Source organism: Mesorhizobium sp. Root695 (assembly GCF_001428185.1).
GTDB lineage: Bacteria > Pseudomonadota > Alphaproteobacteria > Rhizobiales > Rhizobiaceae > Mesorhizobium.
In genome coordinates this window covers 26,713-45,595 of sequence record NZ_LMHO01000034.1, presented here as the reverse complement: position 1 = coordinate 45,595, position 18,883 = coordinate 26,713, and the positions used below count along the sequence as shown (strand labels likewise).

The 18,883-nt window shown below is 62.4% G+C and carries 17 protein-coding genes; 14 read left to right on the top strand and 3 right to left on the bottom strand.

Annotated elements, in window-relative coordinates; all coding sequences use genetic code 11:
• Positions 1-15 precede the first annotated feature (15 nt).
• The 7 genes from ASD99_RS23695 to ASD99_RS23665 all read left to right on the top strand — a co-directional run bounded on the left by ASD99_RS23695 (position 16) and on the right by ASD99_RS23665 (position 5,719).
• Positions 16-993, top strand: coding sequence for a TRAP transporter substrate-binding protein (locus tag ASD99_RS23695; protein ID WP_056586166.1), 978 nt, complete (start codon positions 16-18; stop codon positions 991-993).
• A gap of 58 nt (positions 994-1,051) precedes the next feature.
• On the top strand, positions 1,052-1,579 hold the full coding sequence (locus ASD99_RS23690; protein WP_056586171.1) for a TRAP transporter small permease: 528 nt from the start codon (positions 1,052-1,054) through the stop codon (positions 1,577-1,579).
• Positions 1,579-2,859 (top strand): TRAP transporter large permease, encoded by a 1,281-nt coding sequence (locus tag ASD99_RS23685; protein WP_056586175.1) that lies wholly within the window; start codon positions 1,579-1,581, stop codon positions 2,857-2,859. Before ASD99_RS23690 ends, ASD99_RS23685 begins: the two co-directional genes overlap by 1 nt.
• Positions 2,860-2,964: 105 nt before the next feature.
• Entirely contained in the window at positions 2,965-3,738 is a 774-nt protein-coding gene (locus tag ASD99_RS23680) for a FadR/GntR family transcriptional regulator (protein ID WP_057145105.1), read from the top strand.
• Between the two features lie 22 nt (positions 3,739-3,760).
• Positions 3,761-4,612 (top strand): 5-dehydro-4-deoxy-D-glucuronate isomerase, encoded by an 852-nt coding sequence (gene kduI / locus ASD99_RS23675; protein ID WP_056586182.1) that lies wholly within the window; start codon positions 3,761-3,763, stop codon positions 4,610-4,612.
• Positions 4,609-5,373: a 2-dehydro-3-deoxy-D-gluconate 5-dehydrogenase KduD gene (kduD, locus tag ASD99_RS23670; protein WP_056586185.1), complete on the top strand. Its 765-nt coding sequence runs from the start codon at positions 4,609-4,611 to the stop codon at positions 5,371-5,373. Before kduI ends, kduD begins: the two co-directional genes overlap by 4 nt.
• Before the next feature lie 10 nt (positions 5,374-5,383).
• Positions 5,384-5,719: a cupin domain-containing protein gene (locus ASD99_RS23665; RefSeq protein WP_057145235.1), complete on the top strand. Its 336-nt coding sequence runs from the start codon at positions 5,384-5,386 to the stop codon at positions 5,717-5,719.
• 166 nt (positions 5,720-5,885) lie between these two features.
• On the opposite strand, the gene ASD99_RS23660 is transcribed toward ASD99_RS23665, so the two are convergent.
• Complete coding sequence (locus ASD99_RS23660) at positions 5,886-7,307, bottom strand: coniferyl aldehyde dehydrogenase (protein ID WP_056586188.1); 1,422 nt, start codon at positions 7,305-7,307, stop codon at positions 5,886-5,888.
• A 219-nt stretch (positions 7,308-7,526) separates the two neighbouring features.
• Between ASD99_RS23660 and recQ the strand changes: the two genes are divergently transcribed.
• On the top strand, positions 7,527-9,365 hold the full coding sequence (recQ, locus tag ASD99_RS23655) for a DNA helicase RecQ (RefSeq protein WP_056586191.1): 1,839 nt from the start codon (positions 7,527-7,529) through the stop codon (positions 9,363-9,365).
• 193 nt (positions 9,366-9,558) lie between these two features.
• Here recQ and ASD99_RS33635 read toward each other — a convergent pair whose 3' ends face one another.
• Positions 9,559-9,729, bottom strand: a complete 171-nt coding sequence (locus ASD99_RS33635) for a hypothetical protein (RefSeq protein WP_156389067.1) — start codon at positions 9,727-9,729, stop codon at positions 9,559-9,561.
• Between the two features lie 824 nt (positions 9,730-10,553).
• Between ASD99_RS33635 and ASD99_RS23650 the strand changes: the two genes are divergently transcribed.
• The 4 genes from ASD99_RS23650 (at position 10,554) to ASD99_RS23630 (ending at position 15,049) form a co-directional block, all read left to right on the top strand.
• Positions 10,554-11,234, top strand: coding sequence for a Crp/Fnr family transcriptional regulator (locus ASD99_RS23650; protein ID WP_057145104.1), 681 nt, complete (start codon positions 10,554-10,556; stop codon positions 11,232-11,234).
• A gap of 787 nt (positions 11,235-12,021) precedes the next feature.
• Positions 12,022-13,089 carry a type III polyketide synthase gene (locus ASD99_RS23640; protein WP_056586201.1) on the top strand — a complete coding sequence of 356 codons (1,068 nt, stop codon included), beginning with the start codon at positions 12,022-12,024 and terminating at the stop codon, positions 13,087-13,089.
• Positions 13,086-13,805, top strand: coding sequence for a methyltransferase domain-containing protein (locus tag ASD99_RS23635; RefSeq protein ID WP_057145102.1), 720 nt, complete (start codon positions 13,086-13,088; stop codon positions 13,803-13,805). The genes ASD99_RS23640 and ASD99_RS23635 overlap by 4 nt, the downstream gene beginning before the upstream one ends.
• On the top strand, positions 13,802-15,049 hold the full coding sequence (locus tag ASD99_RS23630; RefSeq protein ID WP_057145101.1) for an NAD(P)/FAD-dependent oxidoreductase: 1,248 nt from the start codon (positions 13,802-13,804) through the stop codon (positions 15,047-15,049). The genes ASD99_RS23635 and ASD99_RS23630 overlap by 4 nt, the downstream gene beginning before the upstream one ends.
• A gap of 186 nt (positions 15,050-15,235) precedes the next feature.
• Here ASD99_RS23630 and ASD99_RS23625 read toward each other — a convergent pair whose 3' ends face one another.
• Complete coding sequence (locus tag ASD99_RS23625) at positions 15,236-15,700, bottom strand: very short patch repair endonuclease (RefSeq protein WP_057145100.1); 465 nt, start codon at positions 15,698-15,700, stop codon at positions 15,236-15,238.
• Positions 15,701-15,767: 67 nt separating this feature from the next.
• On the opposite strand from ASD99_RS23625, the gene ASD99_RS23620 reads away from it, so the two are divergent.
• Positions 15,768-17,321 carry a DNA cytosine methyltransferase gene (locus ASD99_RS23620; protein WP_156389065.1) on the top strand — a complete coding sequence of 518 codons (1,554 nt, stop codon included), beginning with the start codon at positions 15,768-15,770 and terminating at the stop codon, positions 17,319-17,321.
• A 63-nt stretch (positions 17,322-17,384) separates the two neighbouring features.
• Complete coding sequence (locus tag ASD99_RS23615; protein WP_057145098.1) at positions 17,385-18,878, top strand: ATP-binding protein; 1,494 nt, start codon at positions 17,385-17,387, stop codon at positions 18,876-18,878.
• The last annotated feature ends 5 nt before the right edge of the window (positions 18,879-18,883 follow it).

Below are 18,883 nucleotides of genomic sequence, written 5' to 3'. Positions count from 1 at the left end.
AAAAGGGAGGAAGTCATGTTGCATTTCTCGAAATTGACGGCAGCCACGTTCGCTTTCGGCTCGCTGCTGATCGGCATAGCCAACGCTGAGACCGTGCTGCGGTCGTCGGATACCCATCCCGACGGCTATCCAACGGTCGAAGCGGTCAAATATATGGGCGACCTGATCAAGCAGCGCACCAATGGCCGCTATTCCGTCGAGGTCTATCATTCGGCGCAGCTCGGCGAGGAGAAGGACACGATCGAACAGACGCAGACCGGCGTCATCGATCTCAACCGCGTCTCGATGGGACCGTTCAACGGCATCGTGCCGGAGACGGCGGTTCCATCGCTACCCTACATCTTCCGCTCGGTCGAACACATGCGCCATGTGATGGATGGCCCGATCGGCGATCAGATCCTGAAGGCATTCGAAGCACATAACCTCGTCGGCCTCGCCTTCTATGATTCCGGCGCGCGCTCGTTCTACAACACCAAGATGGACATCACCTCGATGGCCGACATGAAGGGGATGAAGTTCCGCGTCATCCAGTCGGACGTTTTCGTCGACATGGTCAATGCGCTGGGCGCCAACGCCACGCCGATGGCCTATGGCGAGGTCTATTCGGCCTTGCAGACAGGCGTCATCGACGGCGCCGAGAACAACTGGCCGAGCTTCGAATCCGCCAAGCACTTCGAGGTCGCCAAGCACTACACGCTCGACCAGCACCAGATCGTGCCCGAGGTTCTCGTGATGTCGAAGGCGAGCTGGGACAAGCTCTCGCCGGAAGACCAGGCGATCGTCCGGCAAGCGGCCAAGGACAGCGTCGTCAAGATGCGCGAACTGTGGGACGCGCAAGAGAAGAAGTCGCGCGACATCGTCGAGAAAGCCGGCGTCAAGGTCAGCGAGATCGACAAGCAGCCACTGATCGATGCGATGAAGCCGGTCTACGACAAGTATCTGTCGACGCCCGAACTCAAGGATCTCGCCGCACGCATCCAGGCGACCAAGTAATCCGTTCGCGGCAATGGTGGCGCGATCTTCCGCGCCACCATCCAGGGGAGGCGCGCATATGAAACCATTCTGGCTGGCGATAGAACGGCTGCTGTCACGGCTGGCGAGGCTTGCGCTGTGGGTCAGCGGCATCGGGCTGACCCTGATGACTGCGATCATCTTCTGGCAGGTGTTCTCGCGCTATGTGCTCAACAGCTCGCCAAGCTGGACGGAACCCTTCTCGGTGCTTTTGATGGGCTGGTTCATCTTCCTGGGTGCTGCGGTCGGTGTCCGCGAGCGCACGCATCTGGGCTTCGATGTGCTGCTCTATTTCCTGCCGTCCGCCGCCAAGGCGGTGCTGCGCAGCATTTCGGATGTCGTCGTGCTCGCCTTCGGTGCCGGCATGATCGTCTACGGCGTCCAGCTTACCAGGCTGACCTGGAACACGGTGATGCCGTCTCTGGCTTTCCCCGGCGGCGTCAGCTTCCTGCCGGTCATCCTGGGCGGCGCGCTTGTCTGCCTGTTTTCTCTGGAGCGGCTGGCCGGGCGATTTGCCGGACTGCCGGTCGACGCCGATCAGTACGCCACGGGCGAGGAAGATCTGTAATGGCCCTGACGGTTCTGTTCGGTACCTTCGTCTTCCTGCTGATCATCGGCACGCCTATCGCGTTCTGCCTCGGCGTCGCCAGCTTCGCGACGGTCCTGGTGCTGGGCCTGCCGCCGCTTGTAGTGTTCCAGCGTCTCAACTCCGGCGTCAGCGTGTTCTCACTGATGGCCATCCCGTTTTTCATCTTCGCCGGCGACCTGATGGTGCGCGGTGGCATTGCCGCCCGTCTGGTGGCGCTGGCCGGTTCGCTGGTCGGTCATCTGCGCGGCGGGCTGGGGCAGGTCAACATCGCCGCCTCGACACTGTTCGGCGGCATTTCCGGCTCGGCGGTGGCCGACGCCTCGGCGGTCGGCGGGCTGATGATCCCGCAGATGAAGGCGCGCGGCTATGGCATAGACTATGCCGTCAACATCACTTCGGTCGGCGCCATCATTGCGCTGCTGATACCGCCTTCGCACAACATGATCATCTATTCGATCTCGGCGGGTGGGCGGATTTCGATCGCCGACCTGTTCACCGCCGGCATCATACCGGGCCTGCTATTGGCGCTGTCTCTCATGATCACGGCCTATTGGGTCGCCAGCCGCCGCGGCTATCCGACCGAGCCCTTCGCCGGCTTCGGCCGGGCGCTGCAATTGCTTGTTGCTGCCATTCCCGGCCTGATCCTGATCGGCATCATCTTCGGCGGCGTCCGCTCAGGCGTCTTCACCGCCACCGAAAGCTCCTGCATCGCCATCGTCTATGCCTTCCTGGTGACGCTGCTGGTCTATCGTTCGATGAGCTGGAACGACTTCGTCACCGCCACCACCGCTGCGGTGCGCACGACCGCAATGGTGCTGATGATCATCGGCTGCGCCGCCGCCTTTGGCTGGCTCCTCGCCTATCTCAGGGTCCCGGCCGCGCTGGTCGCCTTTCTGCAGTCCGTGTCCGACAACAGGCTGGTGATCCTGCTGTTGATCAACATTGTCCTGCTCATCCTCGGCACGTTCATGGACATGTCGCCGTTGATCATCATCACGACGCCGATCTTCCTGCCGGTGGTCATGGCCTATGGCGTCGATCCAGTGCATTTCGGTGTGATCCTCATTCTCAATCTCGGCATTGGCCTGTGCACACCACCGGTGGGGGCCGTGCTGTTCGTCAGCTGCGCCATAGGCCGCATCCCGATCTGGACGGCGATGCGTTCGATCTGGCCATTCTATGGCGCCGCATTCGTCGTGCTGATGCTTGTCACCTACGTGCCGGAGATTTCATTGTGGCTGCCGCGCCTGTTCCACTAGAGCAGTTCGCGCAAACGGCGAACTGCTCTAATCCTTTGTTTTGACGCAATTCCGGACGGAAAACCGTTTCACACTTTTCCTGGAATTGCTTTAGGAGACCATCACGTGTCCGCCGCATCAACGGACCTCAGGGTCGAAAGAAAACCCAAGCTGTCGGAGACCGTGGTCGCGGCGATCCGCAAGCAGCTGCAGGCGGGCGAGATCCTGCCCGGCCACAAATTGCCGACCGAAGGCCAGTTGACCGAAACTTTCGGCGTCAGCCGCACCGTCATCCGCGAGGCGCTGGCCAAGCTTGCCGCCGACGGTCTGGTCGAGCCGCGCCAGGGCGCCGGCGTCTTCGTCACCGAGCACATCTCGACGATGTTCGGCGCGCTGGCCGCCGACATGGGAGCCAAGGATTCGATCGCGCTCAACGTGCTCGAGGTGCGCCTGGCGATCGAGATCGAATCGGCCGGGCTCGCCGCCATCCGCCGCAATGCCGCGCAGGAGGCGGCAATCCAGGAAGCCTTCTTCGAGTTCGAACGGCTGCTGCTTGCCAGCGAGCCGACCGGTCCGGCCGACCTTGCCTTCCATCGCGCGATCGCCAGCGCCACCAACAACCCGTTCTATGTCGAGATGCTCGACGTGCTCGGCCGGCGCGCCATTCCGTGCGACGTGACCTCGCCCTGGTCGACCGAGCTGGTGCAATCCGACAGCTATCAGCGCGGGCTGCAGCGCGAGCATCTGGTGATCCTCAACGCCATTATCTCTGGCGATGCCGAGGCCGCGCGCGAGGCGATGCGTGCACATCTCACCGCCAGCCAGCAGCGTTACCGTGAGCGCCTGCATGCGCGTCAGGCTTTTTATGCCAGTTCGGTCAAAGCCGCGGCCAGCGGATGACCCATTTGAAGTCAGGACAGCCATGAGCCAGAATCATACCGACTATACATCGCGCTTTGCCATCGACCCGGTCGCCGCCGCGGCGATGGGAACAGATGAACTGCGTCATAACTTCCACATTGACGACCTGTTCCAGCCGGGCCGCATCAGCCTGACCTACACCCATTACGACCGCATGATCGTCGGCGGCGCCATGCCGACCGACGCGCCACTGCCGCTGGAAGCGATCAAGCCGACCGGGACCAAAGGTTTTCTCGACCGCCGCGAGATGATCGCCGTCAACATCGGTGGCGCGGGCGTCATCAAGGCCGGGGGCCAGTCCTTCGAATTGCAGGCGCGCGACATGCTCTATCTCGGCATGGGCACCACCGACGTGTCCTTCGCCACGGCGGACAAGGGCGCGCCGGCGAAGTTCTATCTGCTCAGCGCGCCGGCGCATCAGGCCTGGCTCAGCCGGCTGATCCGCATCGGCGATGCCAAGCGCCTCGATCTCGGCAGCAAGGACACCTGCAACGAGCGTTCGATCTTCCAGTTCATCCATGCCGAGGGCGTGAAGACCTGCCAGCTGGTGGTCGGCATGACGCAGCTGGCGCCGGGCTCGGTGTGGAACACCATGCCGTGCCATGTGCACGACCGGCGCATGGAGGCCTATCTCTATTTCGACCTGGCCGAGACGGCACGCGTCTTCCACTTCATGGGCGAGCCGGACGAAACGCGCCATATCGTGATGGGCAATGAGGAGGCGGTGCTGTCGCCGGGATGGTCGATCCATTCGGGCGCCGGCACGTCGAACTATGCTTTCATCTGGGCGATGGCCGGCGACAATGTCGATTATACCGATGTCGATCCGGTGGCCTTGGACGAATTGCGGTGAGCGATCTCTCCGCCTTCAGCCTCGCCGGGAAGCGTATCCTGGTGACCGGCGCCAACACCGGTATCGGCCAGGGCATTGCGGTCTCGGTCGCACGCGCCGGCGGTGCGGTGATCGGTGTCGGCCGCTCTTCGATGGACGACACGGCTGACAAGGTTGCCGCAGTGGGCGGGCAATTCGAGGCGGTGAGTGCCGACCTTGCCGACACGTCGGCCGCCGGTCCGTTGCTCGGCCGGATCTGGGACGAAAGCGGGCCGCTCGACGGGCTGGTCAACAATGCCGGCATCATCCGGCGCGCCGATGCCGTCGATCTCAGCGAGGCCGATTGGGACGACGTCATGGACGTCAATTTGAAGACGATTTTCCGGCTCTGCCAATCCTTCGCCAGGCGGACGCTTGCCGGCGGACGCCAGGGCAAGATTGTCAACATCGCTTCGGTGCTGAGCTTCCAGGGCGGCATCCGTGTTGCGTCCTACACTGCCTCGAAGCATGGCGTGCTCGGCATCACCCGGTTGCTCGCCTGCGAATGGGCGGCAAAGGGCATCAACGTCAACGCCATCGCGCCGGGCTATATCGAGACCAACAACACGCAGGCGTTGCGTGCCGATCCCGACCGCAGTGCGGCCATTCTGGCGCGCATCCCGGCCGGCCGCTGGGGCGAGGCGGGCGACATTGGCGACGCCGCCGTCTTCCTGCTAGCGCCGGCGTCGAACTACATGCATGGCGCGGTGGTGCCGGTGGATGGCGGCTGGCTGGCGCGATGAGGAGATGACGATGACCGCAAAGATTTTCGCGCATGCCGGCGAAGGCGCGTGGACGACGACGCCGGATGGCAACAGGCGACGCGTTCTCCTGCACACCGATGAATTGATGTTGGTCGAATTCGGCTTCGACGAGGGGGGCGTCGGAGCCCTGCATTCGCACCCGCATCTCCAGGCGAGCTACGTCGCCGAAGGCCGCTTCGAGGTGACCATCGACGGCCGGACCGAAAACATCGAAGCCGGCGGCAGCTTCATCGTGCCGTCCGGTCTGGTGCACGGCGTCAAGGCGCTGGAAGCGGGGCGGCTGGTCGACAGCTTCACGCCGCACCGGGCCGATTTCCTCGCCTAGCCAAGGGTAGGGGATCGAGGGAAAACCCGCGCCCCAAAAGAGACGCGGGTTGTTGCCTGGGCGCTTATGGCGCCGCGGTACGCAAGACATGACCGCAGGATGTGAAGCCTGCCGCATCATGGTGAACATAGGCTTAATGCGCCGTACAGCCGAGGGCTGTCCTCTGTCAGGTGATGTGCCGGAGCAGGCTGAAAAGCCGCTCGAATGTCTTGCCGTAGGGCGGACGCAACATGGCTCCCGCGCTCAGCCGCGACTGCAGGAAAACCGGCTTCTCCTTGCTGAAGGTGCGAAAGCCCCATTCGCCGTGATAGGCGCCCATGCCGCTGGCGCCAACACCGCCGAAGGGCTGGTTCTCCTGCACCAGATGCAGCATGCAGTCGTTGATGGTGACACCGCCAGCGACGGTCTCGCGCAGGATGCGCTGACGATTGCCGCTGTCGCGGCCGAACCAGTAGAGCGCCAGCGGCCGATCCGCCCCGTTGACATGGGCGATCGCCTTGTCGATCCCGGCATATTCGACGATCGGCAGCACCGGCCCGAAAATCTCTTCGCGCATCAGCCGCAGGTTTGCGCTGGCATTGCGGACCAGCGTCGGCAGCAATTTCCGGCTGGTGGCGCTGAGTTGCTCGCCGGCCGGGTTGATCTCGGTGATATCGGCGCCGGCATCACGCGACTCGATGATCATGTCGCGCAGGCGTTGGTAATGCCGGTCGCTGATGATGGCGGTATAATCGGGGTTGTCGCGCAAGGTCGGGTAGAGCTTCGCGATCGCCGTTGCGAGCTTGGCTGCGACCGTGCCTGCCTGTCCCTTCGGCACCAGCAGATAATCCGGCGCGATGCAGGTCTGCCCGGCATTCAACAGCTTGCCATAGGCAATGCTGGATACCGCCGCATCGAGGTCGCATGACGGATCGAAGATTGCCGGCGACTTGCCGCCGAGTTCCAGCGTGACCGGGGTCAGGTTGGCGGCCGCCGCGATCGCGACCTGGCGGCCCACCGCCGTTGAGCCGGTGAAGAGCAGGTGGTCGAAAGGCATCGATACGAACGCCTTTCCCATCTCCGCATCGCCGGTGATGACGCTTAGCTCATCAGGTGAGAAATGCTCGGCAACGAGTTTGGCCAGCAGCGCCGAAAATGCCGGTGTCAGCTCGGAAGGTTTTATGAGCACGCGGTTGCCTGCGGCAAGGGCTGCAGTCACCGGCGCGACAGCGAGCTGGAAAGGATAATTCCAGGGCGACACGATGCCGACGACGCCGAGCGGCTGTGGAATGAGGCGATTTCGGCCCGGCAAGAACGGCATGGTGGTGGCGACACGGCGCTCCCGCATCCAGCCCCTGAGATGGGACAGCGCGTGGCGGATGCCGGCGCGCACGACAAACAGTTCCGCAAGCCGCGTCTCGTGTGCCGAGCGGCCGCCAAAGTCGGCGTCGATCTCCGTGCAGATGTCGGCCTCGTGCCGCTCGGTCAGCGCCAGCAGGCGCTTCAGGCGGTCCTTGCGGATGGCAATGTCTGGGAAAGGCTGCGCCTCGAAGGCGGCGCGTTGCAGCCGGAGCCGCTCGCCGAGAACGTCCTGTCTGGTCTGCAGCATCGCGCCCTCCCTGGCTTGTCGGGCCGAGCTTACATCGGGGTGCGTGAGGGAATCCAGCGGGGGTGCGGGTGTCCCCGGGGAAGGCGCAGGCTGCGAACGACCTGTTCCTGTTGTGGCGTGATGACAGCTGCGCTAAGGCAAGGTGCCCACGCAGAGAGTCGTTTTGACCGGTTTCCACATCCTCTCCAATCCACGATATTCCAGTCCGGTGTCCGCCTGATGCCGGCACAGGCAGCGAGCGTTCGGGCGGGGGATCCCAAGCGGCGCGTCCTGAAGGACGTGTTCGGCTTCGATGATTTTCGCCCCGGCCAGGCCGATGTCATGGACGCGCTGCTGGCCGGGCGTCATGTGCTGGCCGTCATGCCGACGGGTGCGGGCAAATCGCTTTGCTACCAGGTTCCGGCGCTGGTTCTGGGCGGGCTGACCATAGTCGTGTCGCCGCTGGTCGCGCTGATGCAGGATCAGGTCGCCGCCTTGCGTCTTGCCGGCGTCGCCGCAGACACGATCAATTCCTCGATCGACCGCGATGCCAATATCGCCGCATGGCGGCGCGTTGCTTCGGGCCAGACGCGCCTGCTCTATCTCGCGCCGGAGCGGCTGATGACCGAGCGGATGCTCGATGCACTGGCCCGGCTCGAGATCAGCCTGATCGCTGTCGACGAGGCGCATTGCATTTCCCAGTGGGGCCCGGCGTTCCGGCGCGAATACGAGGACCTGTCGCGGCTGCGCGGTATTTTCCCAAACGTGCCGATCATCGCGTTGACGGCGACGGCGGACGAGAGCACGCGCACGGACATCGAAGCCCGGCTGTTCGCCGAGCGTGTCGAAACGCTGGTGCTGGGCTTCGACCGGCCGAACATCAAGCTTGCCATCGAGGCCAAGCAGGACAGCAAACGGCAATTGCTGCGCTTCGTCGAGCGCCATCCCGGCCGCAGCGGCATCGTCTACTGCCTATCGCGCAAGAAGACGGAGGAGATGGCGGCGTTCCTCGAGAGGAACGGCGTCACCGCGCTCGCCTATCATGCCGGCATGAGCAAGGAGGCGCGTGACGCCAACCAGAACAGTTTCATGACCCTGTCTGGTGTCGTCATGGTGGCGACCATCGCCTTCGGCATGGGCATCGACAAGCCTGACGTTGCCTATGTCTTCCACACCGACATGCCGGGCAGCCTGGAGGCCTACTACCAGGAGATCGGCCGCGCCGGCCGCGATGGGCGGGACGCTGAGGCGCATATGCTGTTCGGCCTTGGCGATATCCGCATGCGGCGGATGTTCATCGACGACGAGGACGCGCCGGCCGAGCACAAGAGGCGCTCGCATGGCCGGCTCGACACGCTGATCGGCTATTGCGAGACGGCGCAGTGCCGCCGCCAGGTGCTGCTCGGCTATTTCGGCGAGGAAGCGCAGCCCTGCGGCAATTGCGACACCTGCCTCGACCAGGCGCCGCGCGCTGACGGCGGAGCGGAGGCGCGGATCATCCTGGCGGCCATCGCGCAGAGCGGCGAGCGTTTCGGTGCCGGCCATGTCATCGACATTCTGCTCGGCCATGAAACCGAGAAGATCCTCGCCAGGAGCCATCAGAGGCTCGCCAGCTTCGGCAGCGGACTGGCGCACAAGAAGGATTTCTGGCTGTCGCTGATCCGGCAACTCGTCGTAGGCGGGTTTCTGATGCCGGATCCGGCCGGCCATGGCGGCCTCGCCATCGCCGAAAAAGGCCATGCGCTTGGCCGTGGCGAGATGCCGTTCCACTATCGGGTCGAGGTGCGCAGCCGCGCCTTGCGCGGCAAGACGCGTTCCGGGCAGGATCTCGGGCAGGCTGATGTGGACACCGGGCTGCTGGCCGCGCTCAAGGCGCTGAGGCTGCGCCTCGCCAAGGAACGCCAGGTGCCGGCCTATGTGGTGTTTTCCGATCGCACGCTGATCGATATGGCCGAGCGCTGCCCGCATGACCTCGACGCCTTCGCCGAAGTGAATGGCGTTGGCGCTGCCAAGCTCAAGGAATTCGGCCAGGTTTTTCTCGCCGCAATCGCCGCGCACCAGTCGGGTGGCTCTGCCTAAAGTCAGGCCATGGAGATCGGCCCGGATCGGGCACGGCTGGTCATTTGTCCCGGTAAAGGATCAGCCCGGCGTGGTGCAGCCTCCCTCAAGCGTTCCCGCGCGGCTAGCCGGCCAACGCGGTCCAATTGCGTTGCGGAGGCCGCTTGCGAGGCGCCCTCGCTGCAGAACCAGCACTCGCGTTTCAACAAATTGATCAGAGATTGACACTGCAGTCCAACAACGCCACGACTTGGAGGGCTAAGAGACCACCGATCACTGCAATGGCCGCAACAATCTTCACCCGGTAAAACAAGCTACCGGAACGACGGCTTCCGCCGTACTTTCGGCGATCGTATCGATTGTCGACGTGGTCGATCTCGCTCACGCCTTTTCTCCCCTTGCAGAGAATACCTAAACCCTGACATGCCTTCTACGACTTCCGGTCTCGATATTGAGGGAACTCAGATCGGCGTCGGATTGACGCCGGCGGCCCTTAGCCGAGCCCCAAGTTGGGTCCGGGTAGTACAGGCGGACTTGTTGCCGGCAATGCACTGATTGTTGGCCGACGACCAATCCAGCAGGGCGGTATTTATCCAGCTACCAGGTGCGCGCTGCTGGCCAAAGCCACCGGCAGGCGTGGCCGGGTTGGGTTATGCTCTTGCGGGGCGCTGCAGTGCCTGGCGCGGGCCAGGGCCTCGGGGCAACCTTGAGGGGGCGGAGGATGCATGCCCGTGGTATGTGTTACTGGCGGCGCCTATGACGTCGTCATCGGCGCTCGCAATCCGCCACAACGCACGCTCTGGGACGGGACGCTAGCCAAGGCGCCGGTTAGCCTGCCCCACAATGGGTCATTTGCCGCTGGCATCACAATTGCAACGTCGGCAATGCCGGGTGCTGGGACCATGGGACCCGGCATGGGGCGGTGGGGCCCTCGCTGCTTCGCAAATGGAGCGGCGAGGTTTTTTATTCAGCTATCAGCCTTGAATGCTCGGGGCTCGCTGTTCTAATGCGGCAACGGCGGCGGCCTTAATAAAGCGGCTTCAACGGGTGTGGCAAGTTGTCGTTCGGCTCTTTTGCCAGAACGACCAGATCACACCATGGCACAACGCTCACGGCTGTTTGCCGAAGCGGGCTTCCGTCGACTGTGGGTGGTTTTCCTGATGCACAGCCTGCGTTAGAATGTCACGATTACCAAATCGGAGCCCCGTCGTGGCGAAGGCCAACAAACGCCTATTCGACGTGAACGTCTTCCTCAATACCGTGGACGGCGGACGGACCGTAGCGGCGTATCGCAAGAATGAGACTGTCTATTCGCAGGGCGACCCGGCGGATTCCGTCTTCTACATCCAGAAGGGCAAGGTCAAGGTCTGCATCCTATCGGAGCAGGGCAAGGAAGCAATCGTCGCTCTCCACGACAGCGGGGACTTCTTCGGCGAAGGCTGCTTGTCCGGCCAGCCCCTACGCCTTGCCTCGGTCTCTGCGATGGTGGACAGCGTCATTATGCGGCTTGATAAAGCATCGATCTCGCGGGTGCTCAAAGAGGAGCCGCAGTTCTCAGAGGTATTCATGTCATACTTGCTGGCCAGGAACGCCCGCGTCGAAGAGGATTTGGTGGACCAGCTTTTCAATTCGAGCGAGAAGCGCCTGGCGAGGTTGCTCCTGCTGATGGCAAATTTTGGCAAGGAGGGAGCCCCGCAGCCCGTCATTGCGAAGATAAGCCAGGAGACGCTGGCTGAGATGGTCGGCACCACGAGGTCGCGCGTTAGCACCTTCATGAACAAGTTCCGCAAGCTCGGGTTCATTAGGTACAACGGAGATTTGGAGGTTCACAACTCTCTGCTGAATGTGGTCCTCCACGACAATCCTCACCTCAGGGGCAGGGACCTTTGAGGAACCTGTTCTGTATGGAACAGCCAAGCCACTTGCACTCGTGCTATGTTTTGATGTCGGTCTAGACCCCCCAGACCGGCCCTACAACCGTAAGACCATCTCGGTACGGCAACTGCACGACTGCCTGCAGAGTCCCAGTTGTGTGCGTCAGCAAGATGGCGCGGTGGTTGTCGGCGACTCGGCGCGTCCGTCCCAGCCCCCCAACTCCCCAAGCGGACGCGCCGGCATCCCTTTGCCTCCGTCGGGGCCAATGCGGAAAAGTCCTATTTTCAGGCGAGGCGCAGAATTCCTATTGAGCCCACGAATGGGGTCAGGTCAGGCCGTGTCACGGAGCGCTCCCTTCCTCCGCGCTTCCAGAGGTGAGGGGAAGCTATGCTCCAACTGTGCCCTCCACCACCCATGCCGCCTTTCCAACCGCCGCTGGAAGGCTCGTTGCCACGGTCGCTCTTGCCGCGTGCGCCCGAAGCCGATGGCCTGGTCGGACCTTGTTGCGGGATCATGAGATCGGACGGGATCGGCGCAAGGTCGAGGGCCTCGCGGATGAAGTTGCGCAGCGAGACAACGAGATCGTGCGTGTGCACGGGATGCCCGGCCACCAGCTCCCGGATGGCGGTTCGGCCAGCCGGACTGGCATGAAGCGCCGCTACAGATGGCCCGGGACGAAACCCGTTTGCGAAACGTTCATGGAACAGGCAGCGCAAGACCTGGCGTTCCAACACCGGCGTCAGTGAGCAAAAACTGCTCCGGCAGCGGAGCGAAGCCGCGCATGACCCCATGGAGACCGGAAATGTCCGCGAACGCCTATATCAACCGGATCGCGACAGCGGTTCCGGAACATGAGGTTCATCAATTCTATCTGCGGTTCGCGGCTTCCATGCTCGCTGCCAGCCACCGGAGGATTTTCGAACGCATGGCCGGCCTTGCCGACATCGAGAGCCGCTATTCCTGTTTCGCACCCGCCCTGGATCCCGAGGGGCCGTCCGTCGATCTTCAGGGAAGCTTCATCCGCGGCGCGTTTCCCGGAACGGCCGCGAGAATGACGATGTTTTGCGAAGCCGCCCCTGTACTGGCACAAAAAGGCGTCGACGGATTGCGGCTTGGCGACGAAGCGACACGCATTACCCATCTCATCGTTGCCACCTGCACAGGGTTTTCCGCGCCAGGTATCGATCTGGACCTGGTTCGGCGCTGCGGCCTGTCGGACAGGGTCGAACGCACGATGATCGGGTTCATGGGCTGCTACGCGGCGATCAACGCGCTCAAGCTTGCCCGCCACATCGTTCGATCCGACCCGAAGGCAAGGGTCCTGGTTGTCAACATCGAAGTCTGCACCTTGCATCTCCGGGAAACCACCGAGCTGGAAAAGCTGCTGTCTTTCTGCCTCTGGGGCGATGGGTGCGCTGCCGCACTTGTCACCGCCGAGCCGCCCGGCATCGAGCTTGAGAGCTTCCACTGCGCTGTCGCGGATGAGCGGCGCGGCCTGATGAGCTGGGACGTTGGCGACCACGGCTTTAACATGGTTCTCTCCGGCCAGGTACCGGCGGCGGTTCATGAAACCTTGCGGAGCAACCTGGACGCTATCCTCCACGACCGGCCAACCGAAGCGATCGATCTCTGGGCCGTACACCCCGGCGGGCGTTCGGTTCTCGACGCCGTCGAAAGGGCGCTGAACCTTGCGCCCGCTGCACTCGCGCCGTCGCGCGAGGTGCTGCGCCGATACGGCAACATGTCGTCGGCCACCGTCATGTTCGTGCTGGAAAAGATGCTGAAGGCGCCAGCGGGTCTGCTCGGCTGCGGTATGTCGTTCGGACCTGGATTGACGGCCGAAACCATGCTTTTCCGAACCGTGTCATGAAGGCGCTCAGCCACCGGAGCCTCGTCCCGGAAATCCTTGACGGGCTTGCGGCCGACGATCCGCGCGCGCTCACTTCGCGCCGAGACCTCCGCCGCATCAACGCGCTGATGTTCCAGGCGCGGATCATGGCATCATTGCTGCGAAAATTCGTGCCGACGCCGCCACGCCGCATTCTGGAGATCGGAGCCGGCGACGGCACCTTCATGCTCGCCGTGGCGCGGCGCATCGCCAAGCATTGGCCTCAGGTCGAGCTGACGCTGCTCGATCGCACCGGCCTTGTCACCGCTGCTCTGTCCGCCGATTTCGGTAGGTTGGGATGGCAGATCGAGACCATCACCTGCGACGTCTTCGATTGGGCGGAAAGGGCCGAGAGCAAGCACTTCGATGCAATCACCGTCAATCTGTTCCTGCATCATTTCCACGATGCCCAACTGGTGCATCTGCTTTCGTTGCTGGCGCCGAAAGCCCCGTTGCTCCTGGCGACCGAACCGCTGAGGGCGATGCCGGCACTGGCCGCGACCCGACTTCTGCCGGTGATCGGCGCCAACGACGTTACCCGACATGATGCGGCGCAGAGCGTGCGCGCCGGCTTTCGCGACAGCGAGCTTTCCGTTCTCTGGCTTGCGGCGAATGGCAGGCCGCTCGAGGAGCGGCGTGCCGGTCTCTTTTCCCACATCTTCGTCGGCGCCAGCGCCGACGGCGGTCGTGACTCATGAGGCGATTGTCCACCCACGATGCGGTCATCATAGGGGCCGGCCCGGCCGGTTCGTCCGCCGCGCTGACGCTGGCCCGGCGTGGATGGGCCGTGGCGATCGTGGAAAAGAGTGCATTCCCGCGCCGCAAAGTCTGCGGGGAATACGTCTCGGCCAGCAACATCGCGCTGCTCGACCATCTGGAGATCGGCGATGCCTGGCGCGCAAATGCCGGTCCCGAAATCCGCCGCGTCGGCTTCTTCTCCGGTGAGACCTGCGTCGAGGCGCCGATGCCGGGCGCAAAATATGGGCCTCCCGCAAAAGACGGCTTCGGCCGGGCGCTGGGCCGTGACGTTCTCGACGCTCTGCTCTTGCAGGCGGCGCGGTCGGCAGGCGTCGAGATCTTCCAGCCTTGCCGGGCGGTCGCCATCGACCGGGATGGAGATATGCAAAGCGTGCACATTCAGGCGAGGGACGACAATTCCGCCGATGAGACGACCTTGCGTGCGCCGGTGATCGTCGCCGCGCACGGTTCCTGGGAACCGGGACCGCTGCCAAGCCAGATCGAAAAGACCAACCGCCCGTGGGACCTGCTCGGTTTCAAGGCGCATTTCACCGGGTCGTCGCTCGCGCCCGATCTGATGCCGCTGCTGGCGTTTCCCGGCGGCTATGGCGGCATGGTCCTGGCCGATCATGGCCGGCTGTCGATCTCATGCTGCATACGTCGCGACATGCTCGCGCGGCTGCGCGGGAACCATGGCTCCAGCCGGGATGGCCCCAAACAGGATGGCCAAGCGTCGGCCGCCGACGCGGTGCTTCGCCATCTCATGGCTTCTTCCCGGGGCGTGAGCGACGCTCTGGATGGAGCCCGCCGCGACGGTCCGTGGCTTGCAGCCGGCCCGATCCGGCCTGGCATTCGCGCCTGCTATGAAGAGGATATCTTCCGCGTCGGCAATGCCGCCGGGGAGTCTCATCCGATTATCGCCGAAGGGATCTCGATGGCGCTCCAGTCCGGTTGGCTGCTAGCCACGGAACTTGCGGGTGCGCCAAGCGGCCGAGCGGGGCGTGAAGCTGCCGGTAGACGCTATCAAGCCGCCTGGCGAAAACTGTTTTCGATGCGGGTCTACGCAGCTGCAGCCATCGCCCGAATGGCCATCGGCCCCGGCGGCGCGGCACTGATGGGGGCGGCTGTTCGGATATTCCCGCAATCGCTGACACTGGGTGCGCATATCAGCGGCAAGACGAGGCCGATCACCGGCCTTACATAGTGCGGCGCTCGTCTTCGCTCACAGAAAGACAAAATAATCAAATTAAATCAATTATTTGTGGCGGAGAGGGAGGGACTCTCCGGTCATCGCGCCGAAAAGCCCGGAAAACAAGGGTTCTGCAACCGCTAGATGGAAGCCTTGTGTACCAGTCGTGTGTGCCCATGTCCAGGCGTGCTGCCGTCGTGGTCACCTCTGCGGAACGTCCTCTTCCCCGACTTCAAATTGCGCAAGTTCGGACCTCAGCCACCCCGCTAGCAGTTCCGCAACAGCCTCCACTTGATCGTCCCTTCGTAGTGCGCATTCCCAGACCGTTGCCACGCGCCAGTGGATCCCAAGTAGTGCCGCGCGCGCTGCTTCGTCCCGTACGACATTGGCAGCGAACTTGGCCTGCCAGAACTCCGGTCTCGTCGCTGGAGTCGTGGTGTAGCGGCATCCTTCATGACGATGCCAGAAGCAGCCGTGCACGAAGATGGCCGCCCCAAACTTGGGAAAGAGGAGGTCCGGCCGACCCGGAAAGTGCCGCGCATGAAGCCGATACCTGAAACCGCGAGCATGCAGCGCACGCCGCAGCACCGTTTCGGGCTTGGTGTCCTTTCCCCGGATTCCGGCCATCATCCGGGAGCGGGTTTCCTTGTTGACAATATCAGTCACAGGCCTCCTGGCCTCCCTCGCGATAGTTGATATACACCGTGCCAGCGGAATTCTTAAGGGGCCTGATTTGCCTGCAACTTTCGGCATCGTCGATCTATTTGCTGGTCCTGGTGGGTTGGGTGAAGGCTTTGCCTCCCTTGTCGAGGATGGACACGCGCCATTCCGGATCGGGATCTCGGTCGAGAAGGAGGCATCGGCTCATCGCACCCTGACCTTGCGCGCCTTCCTCAGGGAACATCGGCGTCGGCACGGGGGCATGTTGGAGCAATTCATCAACTTCCATGCTGGCCTGATCGCTGAGCCGGACTGGGGCTCTCTGGACGCCGAGGCATGGAGGCTGGCTACAGGGGAGGCGCGCTGTCTGGAACTTGGCACTGACTCGGCCGCTGAGGCAATTGATGAGGCTACGTCGAGGCTACGACGCGACTTTGATGATACGATCCTGATTGGCGGGCCGCCGTGCCAAGCCTACTCACTGGTCGGCCGTGCGCGCGCGAAGGGCAAACTTGGCTATGTTCCCGAAAATGATCCGCGTCACTACCTTTTCCGGGAATATATCCGTGTGCTCGATCGCTTGAGGCCGGCGGCCTTCGTGATGGAGAACGTCAAGGGCATGCTCTCATCAACGGTCGAAAGCAGGTTAGTTTTTGAGATGCTGATGGAGGATCTGTCGTCAATGGGCACCGGGCGCGGCGAACTCTATCAGTTGCGCGCGATCCGGGTCGATGATGGCGTCGTAAGTCTGCGCAAGGCGCGGCAGCCCTCCGACTTCATCGTACGTGCGGAGGCTTTCGGTGTACCTCAGCGACGACATCGGGTGATCATCGTCGGCATTCGCTCTGATCTTGCCTATTTGGCATCTGGCGGGAATATCTCCGTTGCGGACGCGCCGCGCTCAGTAGTTGATGTCATAGGCACGCTTCCCTCACTTCGCAGTGGCCTCAGTCGCGAAAATGACAGCGCGGAGAACTGGCAGGCTACGGTGACCTTCGCGGCGAGGCAGCTTGCCGAAATTCACCACCATGGAAACAACAGGGAACTTCTCACCAGGTTCCTGGATCTGGCGCGGCAACTACCAACGCAACTGGCACCAGTGAGGTCGGCGGTCGCATTGCCGGTCGGCTATGGCAATTCGAATGATGAACTCGTCCGCTGGCTGGAACGCCCCGAGCTCCGCGCGATAGCCCAGCACGAAACCCGAGGCCACATGGCATCCGACCTTGCGCGCTACATGTTTGCGGCAGTCTTCGGCCAAGTTCATGGGACCAGTCCGAAGGCAGACCAATTTCCGAACGAGCTCAGCCCTGATCATCGCAACTGGCACAGCGGCGTGTTCTCAGATCGATTCCGCGTGCAACTGGCACATGAGGCATCGACAACGGTCACCAGCCACATTTCGAAGGACGGTCACTACTTCATCCACCCCGATCCGGCTCAATGCCGCAGCCTGACCGTGCGGGAAGCGGCAAGGCTGCAGACTTTTCCCGACGATTATCTGTTTCTGGGCAACCGGACTCAGCAATACGTTCAGGTCGGAAACGCGGTGCCGCCATTTCTCGCAAGACAGATAGCAGCGCTGTTGTCGAAGACGCTGTCAAAAAAAGTCGCCAACAAATCCTGAGGATCTTGTAACTCTCTGACATTTAGCGTGAGAGTAGATCGCAACTCTCTCTGGACGTCGTAAATGCATGATTCGAGTATAATGCGTCGGGCGGATGTCACCCCCCACGCGGCAGCCTTGATTGAAGGGCTGCGGGATGTCGGATATTCACTTGAGACTGCTCTTTCAGACATTATCGACAATTCGATTACCGCAGGCGCGCGGCGCATCCAAATTCTTACCGAGACTTTTTCTGACGAGCCATTCATCGCGATTATCGACGATGGCGAGGGCATGACGGAGGATGAGCTGGTCGCCGCAATGCGCCCTGGGAGCAAGAACCCGCTGGCGACCCGGGATGAACCCGATCTCGGTCGTTTTGGTCTAGGCCTCAAGAGTGCAAGTTTTTCGCAATGTCGGCGCTTGACGGTAATTTCACGCAAGGCCGAAAAGTCAGCTGCAGCCGTTTGGGACCTTGACGACGTCGCCAAAAGAAACGAATGGGCAGTTCAGCTGCCGGATGATCTATCCGCCATTCCGGGTGCGGACAAGCTGGGTGCCTCTGGAACGCTTGTTCTTTGGGAAAAGCTCGACCGTTTGACCGGCGGCTACTCTTACGACGCAGGCAAGCGTGCCGAGGTGATCAATCAGCGGCTGGCCGAATCCGAGCGGCATCTGCGTCTTGTCTTTCACCGCTTCATGGAAGAATCGAAGCCCCTTCGCATACTGTTGAATGGTCGTTTGCTTCGTCCCTTGGACCCGTTCGCCCGCCAAAACCCCGCGACCATAGCCGATCCGGAAGAAAAACTGACCCTCTTGCGTGGGGATGTAGGAATCCAGAGTTTCACGCTGCCGCACCACAGGCAAATGACCAATGCAGGCTGGGAGGACATCGGTGGGCCGGAGGGCCATCTGAAATCCCAAGGATTCTATCTCTATCGAGGTAGGCGACTGATTCTTCACGGCACCTGGTTCGGGTTGTGTCGTCAGTCGGAACTTACAAAGCTGTCGCGCGTGCGGATCGACATTCCGAACAGCATGGACGGGGATTGGAAGATCGACGTCAAGAAATCATCAGCTCAGCTGCCGCCTGCGGTCCGGGATCGACTGAAAAAGGTTATCGAGCGTATCCTGGACGGATCAAAGCGGACTTACCGAAGGCGCGGGCAGAAGCTTGTCGATCACGAGCGCCTGCCGATGTGGCATCGGATTCAGGCCGATGGCCAGATACGCTATCGCCCGAACATCAATCATCCAGCATTTGCCGATTTTGCCGATAGTTTGCCCGAGGGCTTCCGCCGTGGGTTCTACAACTGCATCGCACTTGTAGGAGCATCACTTCCTGTCGAGACGCTGCATTCGGATATGGCGGGCACGGCCGAGCAGATCGTCGCGGACACAGTGGATGAAGACACGCTGGTTCAGGCTGTCCGGTCGACCTTGTCCGTACTCATGGACGCCAAGAAAGATATCAAGGACATCATGTCGATGATGAAAGATGTGGATCCGTTCCGGTCTGCCTGGGACGACACCCAGCGGATCATTGCAGCAACACTTGAAGCGAAGGAAAATCCGTGACGCCA